11 protein-coding genes and 1 tRNA gene are annotated in these 13,058 nt (G+C 70.8%); 11 read left to right on the top strand and 1 reads right to left on the bottom strand.

Features of this window, described 5'->3' with window-relative positions; translation table 11 throughout:
* Positions 1-9: 9 nt before the first annotated feature.
* From FYX01_RS20510 to FYX01_RS20475, 8 genes are all read left to right on the top strand, one after another.
* Entirely contained in the window at positions 10-1,125 is a 1,116-nt protein-coding gene (locus tag FYX01_RS20510) for a Gfo/Idh/MocA family protein (protein ID WP_150243853.1), read from the top strand.
* A 34-nt stretch (positions 1,126-1,159) separates the two neighbouring features.
* Positions 1,160-2,161 (top strand): ABC transporter permease, encoded by a 1,002-nt coding sequence (locus FYX01_RS20505; RefSeq protein WP_150243852.1) that lies wholly within the window; start codon positions 1,160-1,162, stop codon positions 2,159-2,161.
* A gap of 3 nt (positions 2,162-2,164) precedes the next feature.
* Entirely contained in the window at positions 2,165-3,352 is a 1,188-nt protein-coding gene (locus FYX01_RS20500) for an ABC transporter permease (protein ID WP_150243851.1), read from the top strand.
* Positions 3,353-3,365: 13 nt separating this feature from the next.
* Positions 3,366-4,451: an ABC transporter ATP-binding protein gene (locus tag FYX01_RS20495; RefSeq protein WP_150243849.1), complete on the top strand. Its 1,086-nt coding sequence runs from the start codon at positions 3,366-3,368 to the stop codon at positions 4,449-4,451.
* On the top strand, positions 4,441-5,613 hold the full coding sequence (locus FYX01_RS20490) for an ABC transporter ATP-binding protein (RefSeq protein WP_150243847.1): 1,173 nt from the start codon (positions 4,441-4,443) through the stop codon (positions 5,611-5,613). Before FYX01_RS20495 ends, FYX01_RS20490 begins: the two co-directional genes overlap by 11 nt.
* Before the next feature lie 65 nt (positions 5,614-5,678).
* Positions 5,679-7,565: an ABC transporter substrate-binding protein gene (locus FYX01_RS20485; protein WP_150243978.1), complete on the top strand. Its 1,887-nt coding sequence runs from the start codon at positions 5,679-5,681 to the stop codon at positions 7,563-7,565.
* Positions 7,566-7,610: 45 nt separating this feature from the next.
* Positions 7,611-8,633 carry a DUF6807 domain-containing protein gene (locus tag FYX01_RS20480; RefSeq protein WP_150243845.1) on the top strand — a complete coding sequence of 341 codons (1,023 nt, stop codon included), beginning with the start codon at positions 7,611-7,613 and terminating at the stop codon, positions 8,631-8,633.
* Complete coding sequence (locus FYX01_RS20475) at positions 8,630-9,373, top strand: cupin domain-containing protein (protein WP_150243843.1); 744 nt, start codon at positions 8,630-8,632, stop codon at positions 9,371-9,373. Before FYX01_RS20480 ends, FYX01_RS20475 begins: the two co-directional genes overlap by 4 nt.
* 475 nt (positions 9,374-9,848) lie before the next feature.
* On the opposite strand, the gene FYX01_RS20470 is transcribed toward FYX01_RS20475, so the two are convergent.
* A tRNA-Leu gene (locus FYX01_RS20470) sits at positions 9,849-9,931 on the bottom strand.
* 231 nt (positions 9,932-10,162) lie between these two features.
* Between FYX01_RS20470 and FYX01_RS20465 the strand changes: the two genes are divergently transcribed.
* The 3 genes from FYX01_RS20465 to FYX01_RS20455 all read left to right on the top strand — a co-directional run bounded on the left by FYX01_RS20465 (position 10,163) and on the right by FYX01_RS20455 (position 13,053).
* Positions 10,163-10,930 (top strand): FhaA domain-containing protein, encoded by a 768-nt coding sequence (locus tag FYX01_RS20465; protein ID WP_449406791.1) that lies wholly within the window; start codon positions 10,163-10,165, stop codon positions 10,928-10,930.
* Between the two features lie 288 nt (positions 10,931-11,218).
* Positions 11,219-11,722, top strand: coding sequence for an FHA domain-containing protein FhaB/FipA (locus FYX01_RS20460; RefSeq protein WP_150243841.1), 504 nt, complete (start codon positions 11,219-11,221; stop codon positions 11,720-11,722).
* On the top strand, positions 11,719-13,053 hold the full coding sequence (locus FYX01_RS20455; RefSeq protein ID WP_150243839.1) for a Stp1/IreP family PP2C-type Ser/Thr phosphatase: 1,335 nt from the start codon (positions 11,719-11,721) through the stop codon (positions 13,051-13,053). The genes FYX01_RS20460 and FYX01_RS20455 overlap by 4 nt, the downstream gene beginning before the upstream one ends.
* Positions 13,054-13,058 lie beyond the last annotated feature (5 nt).

Below are 13,058 nucleotides of genomic sequence, written 5' to 3'. Positions count from 1 at the left end.
CAACCACACATGAGTACCCCCTCCCCGGCGGCCGGTCCGCCCACGGGCCCGGTCCGCGTCGCGCTCGTGGGCACCGGGAACATCGCCCGGTTCCACGCCGAGGCGCTGCGCTCCCTGCCGGAACAGGCGGAGACCGTCGCCGCCGTCGACGTCGACACCGGGGCCCTGTCCGCGTTCCGGTCACGTTTCGCCGTCCCGGCCGGGTACACCGACCTGGCCGAGATGCTGGACCGGGAGCGGCCGGAACTGGTGCACGTGTGCACGCCGCCCGGCCTGCACCGCCCCCAGGTGGAGGCCTGCCTGGGGGCGGGCGCGTCCGTGCTGGTGGAGAAGCCTCCCGCGCTGAGTCTGGCCGAGGCGGAGAAGATGGCGGCGGCCGAGGGAGGGGAGCGGGGACCGTGGCTGGCCACGGTGTTCCAGCACCGCTTCGGCTCGGGCGCGCGCCGGGTCCGGGCGCTGGCCGAGGCCGGTGCGCTGGGGCGTCCGCTGGTGGCGGCCTGCCACACCACGTGGTTCCGCCCCCAGGAGTACTTCGACGTGCCGTGGCGCGGAAGGTGGGAGACCGAGGGCGGCGGCCCGACCATGGGGCACGGCATCCACCAGATGGACCTGCTGCTCGCCCTGCTGGGCGAGTGGACAGAGGTGTCGGCCGTCGCCCGCCGCCAGGCACGCGACATCGAGACCGAGGACGTGTCGCTGGCCCGGGTGGACTTCGCCAACGGGGCGGTGGCCAGCGTGGTCAACAGCCTGGTCTCCCCGCAGGAGGAGAGCCGGATCCGGGTCGACTTCGAGAGGGCCACCGTCGAGCTGGTCCACCTGTACGGCTACGGCGACTCCGACTGGCGGATCACCCCGGCGCCCGGCTTCGAGGAGGAGGTCACCGCCGCCTGGGAGGACGGGGAGCGGGGGACCAACAGCGGCCACCACGCCCAGATCGCCCAGGTGCTGGCCGCGCTGCGCGACGGCACCGCGCCGCCGGTGAGCTCCGCCGAGTCGCTGCGCACGATGCGCCTGGTGGCGGGGGTCTACGCCTCCGCCTTCGAGGGGCGCCCCGTCACCCCCTCCGACCTGGGGCCGGAGTCGCCGTTCCACACCCGCATGGACGGCGGGAGCGTCCGGTGGTGACGCGCCGACGGGCGGCCGCCACGGGGGAGGCACCGTGCGCCGCTACGTGATCCGCCGCATGCTGTACATGGTCCCGACCCTGTTCGCGATCTCGCTGGTCGCGTTCCTGATCATCCAGTTACCCCCGGGCAACTTCCTGAGCGCCTACATCGCCGAACTGTCCGCGCAGGGACAGGGCGTGGACAACGCCCAGGTCCGTGCCCTGGAGGAGAGGTACGGGCTCAACGACCCCTTCCTCGTCCAGTACTGGAACTGGATCTCCGGAATCGTCCTGAGCGGCGACTTCGGCCAGTCCTTCCAGTACCACCGCGATGTGGCCGACCTGATGTGGGACCGGATCGGCCTCACCCTGGTCCTGGCCGTGTCCACACTCCTGCTGAGCTGGGCGATCGCCTTCCCCATCGGGGTGTACTCGGCGGTCCGCCAGTACTCGGTGGGCGACTACGTCGTGACCGTCGTCGGATTCGTCGGCCTGGCCACCCCGAACTTCATGCTCGCCCTGATCTTCGCCTGGATCTCCTACCGCTACTTCGGCGAGAGCGTGGGCGGCATCGTCTCGCGCGAGTACGCCGACGCCGCCTGGAACATCGGCAAGGTCATGGACGTGGTGTCCAACCTGTGGATACCGGTACTGATCATCGGCACCGCGGGCACGGCGGCGCTCATCCGGGTACTGCGCGCCAACCTCCTGGACGAGTTGCGCAAGCCCTACGTCACCACCGCCCGGGCCAAGGGCCTGCCCGAGTGGCGGGTCATCCTCAAGTACCCCGTGCGCATGTCGCTCAGCCCCTTCATCAGCACCATCGGCTGGATCCTGCCCACCCTCGTGGGCGGCGAGGTGATGGTCTCCATCGTGCTGAGCCTGGAGACGACCGGACCGCTCCTTGTCGAGGCCCTGCGCAACCAGGACATGTACCTGGCCGGGAGCTTCATCCTCGTCCTCGGCACGCTGACGGTCATCGGCACCCTGCTGTCCGACCTGCTCCTGGCCTGGTGGGACCCCCGCATCCGCTACCAGCACGTCGAGAGGGTGTGACCCGTGGGACCCCTGCCCGACCGCCCCCCGCCCCCGGAGGCGCCGAGCGCGCCCGCCGCCTCCCCCGCGGCCCCCGACGCGGCCGTGGGGTCCGCGGCCAACGAGGCCCTGCCCGGAGACGCGCCCCAGCGGGTGCTCATCTGGCGGCGCTTCCGCCGCAACAAGCTGGCCGTCACCGGTGCGCTCGTGCTGTGCGCCTTCGCCCTGGTGTCGGTGTTCTCCGAGTTCGTCGCACCCAGCACACCGGACGCCTACAACGCCGCACGCACCTACGCCCCGCCGCAGCGGATCCACTTCGTGGACACCAGCGACGGCTTCGACCTGGGCATGTACGTGTACGACTACCGGGTGGAGCGCGACCCGGAGACGCTCGCCAACACCTACACCGTCGACGAGTCCACGAAGATCCCCGTCGGGCTGTTCGTGCGCGGCGAGCCCTACGAGATGTGGGGGCTGTTCACCGCCGACCGCCACCTGATCGGCTCCAGCCACCCGGAGCAGGACGTGTACCTGCTGGGCGCCGACCGCAACGGCCGCGACATGGCCTCCCGGATCGCCCACGGCACCCGGGTGTCGATGTCCATCGGCCTGGCCGGGGTGGCGCTGTCCTTCGTCCTGGGCCTCGTGCTCGGCGGGCTCTCCGGCTACCTGGGCGGACGCGTGGACAACACCATCCAGCGCGCCATCGAGTTCCTGATGTCCATCCCCACGATCCCGCTGTGGATGGGCCTGTCCGCCGCCGTGCCCCGCGACTGGAACTCGGTGCAGACCTACCTCGCCATCACCGTGATCCTCTCCCTCATCGGCTGGACCGACCTGGCACGCGTGGTGCGCGGCCGGTTCCTGTCACTGAGGCAGGAGGACTTCGTGACGGCCGCCCGCCTGGACGGATGCGGTACCGGCCGGATCATCGGCCGCCACATGCTGCCGTCCTTCACCAGCCACATCATCGCCTCGCTGACCCTGGCCGTGCCCTTCATGATCCTGGCCGAGACCTCCCTGTCCTTCCTGGGCCTCGGGCTCCAGCCACCGGTCGTGAGCTGGGGCGTGCTCCTCCAGGAGGCGCAGAACATCCACTCGATCGCCAACGCCCCCTGGCTCCTGCTGCCCGGGGTCGCGGTGACCGTGGCGGTGCTGGTGCTCAACTTCGTCGGCGACGGCGTCCGCGACGCCGCCGACCCCTACAGGTAGGGAGGCGGCCACCATGACGGCCGAGACACGCGACGACGTCGTCCTGGACATCCAGGGCCTGCGAACGTACTTCACCACCGACGACACCGTGGTGCGCGCCGTGGACGGGGTGGACCTGGCGGTCCGCCGGGGCAGCACCCTGTGCGTGGTCGGCGAGAGCGGCTGCGGCAAGAGCGCCATGGCCCGATCGGTGCTGCGACTGGTGGAACCGCCCGGCAGGGTGGTGGACGGCAGGATCCTGCTGCACCCTGCGGAGGGCGCCGGCGAGCCCGTGGACCTGGCCGCCCTGCACCCCACCGGCAGGAGGATCCGCTCGGTGCGCGGCCGCGAGGTGGCCATGGTCTTCCAGGAGCCCATGTCCTCGCTGTCCCTGGTGCACACCGTCGGCAACCAGATCGGCGAGTCCCTGCGCACGCACCACCGCGTGTCCCGCAAGGAGGCCCGCGAGCACGCCGTCGAACTCCTCGAACGCGTACGCGTCCCCGGCGCCGCGCGCGTCGTGGACTCCTACCCCTTCCAGCTCTCCGGAGGGATGTGCCAGCGGGTCATGATCGCGATGGCGCTGGCATGCGGCCCGCGCGTGCTCGTCGCCGACGAACCCACCACCGCCCTGGACGTGACCACCCAGGCCCAGATCCTCGACCTGTTCGCCGACCTGCGCCGCGACACCGGCATGGGCACGCTGTTCATCACCCACGACATGGGCGTGGTCGCCGAGATCGCCGACGAGGTCGCCGTCATGTACCTGGGCACGGTGGTCGAGCAGGGTCCGGTGGACGAGGTCTTCCACGATCCCCGCCATCCCTACACCCGCGCCCTGCTGGAGGCCGTCCCCCGGATGGGCGCCTCCCGCGCGCACCGCCTGCCCACCATCAGGGGCACCATCCCCGACCCCGGCGACCAGCCCGCCGGCTGCGTGTTCCGTACCCGCTGCCCCGAGGCCGTGGAGGGGCTGTGCGACACCACCGTCCCGCCGGTCACCGTTCCCGGTCCCGGCCGCCGGGTGCGCTGCCTCCTGGACGAGGGGCCCGCCGCGGCGGACGCCCCCGGCGGGGGAACCGCCGTTCCGACCGGCAAGGAGACCGTCGATGCCGACTGAGACACCGGCCGGCGCGTCGGTCCACACGCCAACCGACCCCTCGCCCGCCCCCTCCGGCCAGGGGCCCGCCGAGGCGGCGGACGCACCCGTCCTGAGCGTCCGCGGCCTGGAGGTGGACTACCCCGTGCGCGGGCGCTCGCGGAGCGGGCCCCGCCACGTGCGGGCCGTCGCCGGGGTGGACCTGGACGTGTACCAGGGCGAGACCCTCGGCCTGGTCGGGGAGTCCGGGTGCGGCAAGACCACCCTGGGTTCGAGCATCATGCGGGCCCGCCCGGAGGCCACCGGGAGCATCCGCTACCGTGCCGCCGACGGCCGCGTCATGGACGCCCTGGACCTGCCCGCCGCCGAGGCCCCCGCCTACCAGCGCGAGGTGCGGATGGTCTTCCAGGACCCGCACTCCTCCCTCAACCCCCGCATGACCCTGCGCGACATCGTCGGCGAACCCCTGCGCATGCTGCTGGGCCTGCGGGGGGAGGAGTTGGAGGCGCGCGTCCGCCAGGTCATGGAGCGGGTGGGGCTGCACCCCGACCACCTGCGCCGCTATCCGCACGCGTTCTCCGGGGGCCAGCGCCAGCGGGTGAGCATCGCCCGCGCCCTGGTCCCCGGTCCGCGCCTGGTCGTGGCCGACGAGGCGGTCAGCGCCCTGGACACCTCCGTGCGCTCGCAGATCCTCAACCTCCTCCAGGACCTCCAGGACGACCTGGGCCTGACCTACCTGTTCATCTCCCACGACCTCTCGGTGGTCGAGCACGTGTGCGACCGGGTCGCGGTCATGTACCTGGGCAGGATCGTGGAGGTGGCGCCCGCCGAGGACCTGTTCTCCGCGCCGCTGCACCCCTACACCGAGGCCCTGATCTCCGCCGTGCCCCTCCCCGACCCGCGGCTGCGCGGCACCCGTGCGCGCGTGCGGCTCAGCGGCGAGGTGCCCGACCCCTCACAGCCGCCGCCCGGCTGCCCCTTCCACCCCCGGTGCCGGTACGCCACCGACCTGTGCGCCACCGAGGAGCCCGCGACGCGTGAGACCGCTCCGGGCCGCACGGTCGCCTGCCACCACGCCGAGGAACTCGACCTGCTCGGGATCACCGATCCCGGCGCCACGAGCACCAACCCCCCGGCCCGCGCAACGCGGGAACCCCCCGAAAAACAGGAGAAGAACACATGAGACCACGAACGACAGGCGGTACGAGGCGGTGGACGGGCGCCACCGCGGGCGCGGCGGCGGTCGTGATGACCGCCGGGTGCTCCTTCTTCTCCTTCGGCCCCGACGTCGAGGGAGAAGGACAGGCGGGGGGCACCGGCGAGGCGCCGATGCTCGCCGAACTCGTGGAGTCGGGCGACCTGCCCCCGCTGGAGGAGCGGCTGCCCGAGGAACCGCTGGTGGTGGAGCCGCACGACCGCGTCGGCGTGTACGGCGGCGAGTGGAACACCGCCATCCTGGGCGTGGGCGACTGGCCCTGGCTCGGCCGGACCGTGGGCTACGAGAACCTGACCCGCTGGGACCCGGAGTGGGAGGGTGCGATCCCCAACCTCGCCGAGTCCTGGGAGTACAGCGAGGACGCCACCGAACTGACCTTCACCCTTCGCGCCGGCCTGCGCTGGTCCGACGGCGAGCCGTTCACCTCCGACGACATCGTGTTCGCCTTCAACGACGTCTACAACAACCACGACCTGACCCCGGTCGCGGCGACCAGCCCCGGCACCGCGGAGAAGGTCGACGAGCAGACCTTCACCATCGCCTTCGAGGACCCCCAGGCCCTCTGGGCCGGATCCGACATCCTCCAGTACCAGGTGGTGACGGCGCCCAAGCACTACCTGGAGCAGTTCCACATCGACTACAACCCCGACGCCGACGCGCTGGCCGAGGAGGAGGGCTACACCGACTGGGTCGAGATGTTCGAGGACAAGGCGGGGGTGATCGACAGCGCCCGGTACTGGCAGAACCCCGACATCCCGACCATGTACCCCTGGAGGATCGTCGAGCCGCTGGCCGACTCCGGGCGGATGGTGCTGGAGCGCAACCCCTACTACTGGAAGGTCGACACCGAGGGCAACCAGCTGCCCTACATCGACAGGGTCGTCTTCGACATCCTCCCGGACGAGGAGGTCATGCTGGTCCGGGCGCTCAACGGCGAGATCGACATGCACTCGCGGCACTTCAACACCCTGGAGAACCGGCCCACCCTGGCCGAGGGGCGCGAGTCGGGTGACTACGACTTCTTCGAGCTCCAGCCCGCCGAGATGAACACGGCGATGGTCTCCCTCAACCTCACCCACGAGGACGAGGAGCTCCGGGAGACCTTCAACGACCGCGACTTCCGGGTGGCGCTCTCCCACGCCATCAACCGCCAGGACATCATCGACGTCGTCTACCGAGGCCAGGGAGAGCCCTGGCAGGGCGCGCCCCGCGAGGAGAGCCGGTTCTTCAACGAGGAGCTGGCCACCCAGTACACCGGGTACGACGTCGACCTGGCCAACGAGATCCTCGACGACGCGGGCTACGACGAGCGCGACTCCGACGGCTTCCGGACGAGCCCGCGCGGCGAGACGGTGAAGTTCACCCTGTCGGCGCCCACGGACTTCCGCCCCGACATCGTGGACTCGATGGAGATGGTCGTCGGCTTCTGGCAGGAACTGGACATCGACGTGGAGCTCAACACCGAGGACCGCTCCCTGTGGCAGACCCGCCGGGAGAACAACGAGCACGACGCCAACGTGTGGTCGGGCGACAACGGCATGATGGACGCGATGTACGACCCGCGCTGGTACGCGCCCACCCAGAGCGGCGAGTCCAACTTCGGCATCCCGTGGGCCCAGTGGTACGCCTCCGACGGCGACGACCCCCGCTCCCAGGAACCGCCCGCCGAGGTGCGCGAGCACCTGGAGATGTACGACGCCGTCAAGGAGGAGCCCGACCCCGAGGCCCGCATCGGGCTGATGCGCGACTTCCTGGCGGTCACGCAGGAGCAGTTCTACGCCATGGGGGTCAGCCTGAGCCCTCCCGGCTACGGGATCGTCGCGAACAGCTTCCACAACGTGCCCGAAACGATGTACTCCTCCGGCAACTACAACGACCCCGGACCGACCAACCCGGAGCAGTACTTCATCGAGGAGTGAGCACCGACGCGCTCCCTCCCGCCCGGCCACAGAAGGGTTGAGGACATGCCCGCGAACACCACGACGACCACGGCCAACGGCGGCGAACCCGCCGCGAGCGGCCTGGGACTGGTCCACGAACAGGGGCGCTCGCTGCGCCTGACCCACGACGGCGGCGAGCTCTTCCGCTACGTGTACCAGCCCTGGGACGTCCAACTGGAGGCACCGCGCCCCTACCTCCATCCGCTCCGCACCCTGGGCGGGGACACCGTCAGCCTGTACCGGCCGCACGACCACGTGTGGCACAAGGGGATCGCCTGGTCCCTGCCCAACGTGGGACCGGCCAACTTCTGGGGCGGCCCCACCTACCTCCGGGACGAGGGGTACCGGCAGCTCGCCAACGACGGCTCGACACAGCACCGCTCCTTCGACCGGATCGAGGCCTCACCGGAACGGGTCTCGATCGGTGAACGACTGGCGTGGGTGACCGAGCAGGGCGAGACCTGGTTCTCCGAACGGCGGGGGCTGCGGGTGACCGCGGCCCCCGACCGGGGGGCGTGGACCCTGGTGTTCACGACATCGTTCACCAACCTGACCGACGAGGCGGTCCCCTTCGGCAGCCCCACCACGGAGGGGAGGCCCAACGCCGGGTACGGAGGGCTGTTCTGGCGCGGCCCCCGCTCCTTCAGCGGGGGCCGGGTCCACGCCGAGGGACAGGAGGGCGACGACGACCTCATGGGGACGCGCTCGCCCTGGCTGGGCTTCGTCGGCCGGCACGACGGCACGAACGACGCGTCCACGCTGGTGTTCGTGGACGCACCTGACAACCCCGGCCACCCGGTGAAGTGGTTCGTGCGCAGCGGGATCTTCGCCTGCGTGTGCCCGGCGCCGTTCTTCGACGAGGTGGTGACCGTCGAGGCGGGGGCCACCCTCGCCTACCGGTACGCGGTCGTCGTCGCCGACGGCGACCAGGGCGGGGAGGGCGCCAAGGACCTCGCCGACATGGGCCTGGGAGAACTGGGACAGGAGGCGGAAGAGAGCGCCGCGGCGGGTGCCTCCGGGAACACGGAACACGGGGAGGCACGGTGAAGGGCCCCCGTGTCCCCGGGTTCCCCGGCGGCACCGCCGTCTCCCACCTGCGGGTCTACGACTGGCCCTCGGCCGACGGGCTCGCGGGCGGCTCGCCGCACCTGCACACCGCCTCGGCGGAGGGGTACGTGGTGCTGCGGGGCGAGGGCTCCCTGGAGACCCTCAGCGGAGCCGGGTTCCAGCGGACCCGGTTGCGCCCCGGCAGCCTGCTGTGGTTCACGCCGGGAACCGTGCACCGGCTGGTCAACGACAGCGGGGACCTGGAGATCCTGGTCGTCATGCAGAACGCGGGCCTGCCGGAGTCGGGCGACGCCGTGCTCACCTATCCCGGCAAGATCCTGGTCGACCCGGACGCCTACCGCCAGGCCACCGTGCTGCCCCAGGCCGTCACCTCGGCCGAGCGGGCGGCCCGGGAACGCCGCGACCTCGCCGTGGAGGGCTATCTGGAACTGCGCACACGAGTCGAACGCGAGGGCCCGGAGGCTCTGGAAGGGCTGTACAGGGCCGCGACCGACCTGGTCGGTGAGCGGGCCGCCGGGTGGCGCCACCACGTCGAGCGCGGGCCGGTCCACCAGGCGCAGACCACCGTGCGGCACCTGGAGGCACTGGCCGAGGGTGACGGGAAACACCTCGCGGAATCCGCCGTCTACACCGCCGACACCCCTTCGGGACCGCTCCGCAGCGGTATGTGCGGGCACCTGAAGGTGTGGGACCTCGACGGTGCCAGGAGGGCCGACTGAGCGAACCGGGATGAGAGCGGGCCGGAGACCCGCGTGAGCCGGGGCCGGGGCCGGAGGCGTCCGGTGGGGGACGCTGTCCGGTACCGGCCCCTCCGGTGCCGCGGGGGCGCCTCGTGGAGACCGTCCCCGCGGCGCCCCCGCGTGCCCGGGGGTGCTTCGGCCCCTGGAACGCGGGAACCCGGTGGAGGCCGCCTGGCGGCCTCCACCGGGTATCCTGGCCCAACGGGGTCGTCCCCCGAAAAAAGAACTGCGGGCCACCGGCAAGCTGGCCGAGGGCCAGCGAGCAGCAGCCCGCGACCTTCGGGGGTACGGGGGTCGTCCCCCGAAAAAAGAACTGCGGGCCACCGGCAAGCTGGCCGAAGGCCAGCGAGCAGCAGCCCGCGACCTTCGGGGGTACGGGGGTCGTCCCCCGAAAAAAGAACTGCGGGCCACCGGCAAGCTGGCCGAAGGCCAGCGAGCAGCAGCCCGCACAGTGTGGGCGAGGAGGGATTTGAACCCTCACATCCTTTCGGACACACGGACCTGAACCGTGCGCGTCTACCGTTCCGCCACCCGCCCGAGTGACTCGTATGCAGTTGTGTTGCCAGGTGATCCGGGCTTTTCGTCCGGTTCCCCCTGGCGACATGAACAAGGCTAGCACGGTCCGAAGGTAGGTCGCACACGCATTCCGGTCCGCCGGTTGCGGGCCCCTCGCGGGGCTCTCTCAGGGGTGCGCCTGAAACCAGGGGCCCCCTGACCCGGTTACGATCGTCTACACATACGAAGTGGAGTACAAAAGGGAGGTACCTCGTGGGAGTGCTCCAACGCTTCGAGCGCAGGCTTGAGGGCATGATCGAAGGCACCTTCGCGATGGCCTTCAAGTCCGAGCTCCAACCGGTCGAGGTGGCGAGCGCCGTCCAGCGTGAGATGGACGAGCGCGCGGCAATCGTCGCCCAGGGCCGCACCCTGGTCCCGAACGACTTCATCGTCGAACTGGCCGCCAGCGACAAGGAGCGCCTGGAAGTCTACGCCGACAGCCTGGGGCAGGAACTGTCCAAACTGGCACGCGACTACGCGACGGAGCAGGGCTACTCCTTCGTGGGTCCGGTACGCGTTCACTTCAGGTCCGACGAGGGCCTCAAGACGGGCCGCTTCCGGATCCGTTCCGGTGTCGTTCGCGGCACCATGGTCGGCAAGGACGGCGAGGTCCGGCAGCCCGTCGGCGACCCCGGCCCGTCCGGCGGCCAGCACCAGACCGGCCGTCCGCGCCTGCTGATCTCCCCCGGTGGCGCCGCCACCGAGGGCAGTATCTCCAGCCACGGTATGCAGCAGTCCTTCGAGCTGACCACCCCGGTGACCCTCCTCGGTCGCGGCACCGACTGCGACCTTCGCCTGGTCGACAACGGCGTCTCCCGTCACCACGTGGAGATCCGCCTGGACGGCGACGAGGCGATCCTGGTGGACAAGGGATCGACGAACGGGACCTTCGTCAACGGACAACAGGTCAGGCAGGCCCGCCTGGTGGACGGCAGCAGGATCAGTCTGGGCCGTACCACGATGACGTTCCGCCGCGGCTGACGGCCCGGTGGAACCGACTGATCAGACCCGACAGGACCGCAACCAACAGCGTTCCGTCGGCGTCTGACAGGTCGAAAGCCCGAGGCAGGCCGAATGCGGACCCGCTGTCGGATATCCGGCCGGGAGGGTAGTCTCCGCGAAGACCTGACCGATCGGGCACAATGGTCGCGGCCGAAAGCCGCGGCCGGCGACCTCGACACTCACCGACACGAAGGTGGGGAAGAAACGGTGGCGGCGCAGACGACCGCCACCCCGGCCGAAGCACGACAGGGGCTGAAGAGCAGTTCGATGTCCAACTTGACCCTCATATTGATCAAGATCGCGTATCTCGCGGTGCTTTGGCTGTTCGTCCTCACTGCGATCGGTGTGATCCGCACGGACCTCTTCGGCTCGTCCAAGAAGAAGCCGCGGAGGAAACCCCGCCCCGCGCCGCGTTCCGCCCCGCGCCGGGAAGCACCCTCGCCGTCGTACTCGTCCCGGCCGCCACGCGCGCGCCGCAACGAGCCCACCGCCCTGGTCGTGACCCAGGGGTCGCTCAAGGGGACCACCGTCGACCTGGGTTCCCAGCCCATCCTCATCGGACGCGCTCCGGACTCCACCCTCGTCATCACCGACGACTACGCGTCCGGGCGCCACGCGCGCGTCTACTCCGACAACGGCCGCTGGTTCGTGGAGGACCTCAACTCGACGAACGGCACCTACCTCGGCCAGCAGAAGCTGAACCGCCCTCAGCCCATCACGGTGGGTCAGCCCATCCGTATCGGCAAAACCGTCCTGGAACTGCGCAAATGACAATCGCTCTCCGATACGCGGCGTACTCCGATGTTGGATGCCTCCGCGAAGGCAACGAAGACTCCGGCTACGCCGGCCAGCACCTCCTCGCGGTCGCCGACGGCATGGGCGGTTATGCGGGCGGCGAGGTGGCCAGCTCCATCGCGATCTCCTCGATCCGCCGGCTCGACTCCGAGTCTCCGAAGTCCGACGAGATGACCGAGGTGCTCCAGCACGCCGTCGAGCAGGCCAACGCCTCCCTCTCCCGCAGGATCATGGAGGAGCCCCAGCTGGAGAACATGGGCACCACCCTGACGGCCATGCTCTGGGCCGGGCCCCGGGTGGCGCTCATCCACATCGGCGACTCCCGCGCCTACCTGCTGCGCGGATCCCGCTTCGAGCAGATCACCCACGACCACACCCTGGTGCAGACCCTGGTGGACGAGGGCAAGATCACCGAGGAGGAGGTCGCCACCCACCCGCAGCGCTCCCTCATCCTGCGCGCCCTGGACGGCAAGAGCCCGGTCGACCCCGACATCTCCATCAGCGAGGCCAAGGTCGGCGACCGTTACATGCTCTGCTCCGACGGGCTCTCCGGCGTGGTGAGCAAGAAGACGATCCACGAGACCCTCGCCACCGAGGTCTCCCCGCGCGACGCGGCCAGGAAGCTCATCGAGCTGGCCATCCGCGGGGGAGGCCCGGACAACATCACCACGGTCGTCGCCGACGTCATCGATGCCGAGACCGACCGCGAGGGCCCCACGGTCTCCGCCCAGGTCGTCGGCGCCGCCGACCAGCGCCGCGAGAGCGACGGACAGAGCGACGACAGCCCGGCCCGACGGGCCCAGGAGCTGCGCGGCGGCGGTGACACCGCCGAGATGGATCCCGTGCGGGACGAGGACCTGGACGAGGCGCCCTACGCCGCGGCCTCCGGCCACCACGAGCCCTACGACGACTACGAGGCCCCGCCGGCGGCCCGGCGGAGCCGCCGGGAGCAGGAAGGCGAGTACCGCGCCAGGCGCTGGTGGCCGATGGTGCTGGTGTTCGTGATCGTGGTCGCCCTCGTCGCGGGCGCCACCTACTACTTCGGCCGCCAGTACGTGGACAGCCAGTACTACGTGGGCCCCTCACCCTCCGGTGACACCGTCAGCATCTACCAGGGCATCAACACCGACATCGCGGGCTTCAGCCTGTCGGAGGAGGTGGAGGACACCCGGATCTCCCTGGAGACGCTCTCGGAGGCCGACCGCGGCGCCGTGGAGAACACCCTCCCCGCGGAGGACCTCGACGACGCCCGCGAGCGCGTCGACATGCTCGGCGAGGCCACGGCGGCCGAGGAAGGGTCCGGGTGAGCCGG

Origin of the sequence: Nocardiopsis quinghaiensis (genome assembly GCF_008638365.1) — a bacterium.
Classification (GTDB): domain Bacteria; phylum Actinomycetota; class Actinomycetes; order Streptosporangiales; family Streptosporangiaceae; genus Nocardiopsis; species Nocardiopsis quinghaiensis.
Note: the sequence above shows the minus strand (reverse complement) of the source record. Positions and strands in the feature narration are given on the sequence as shown.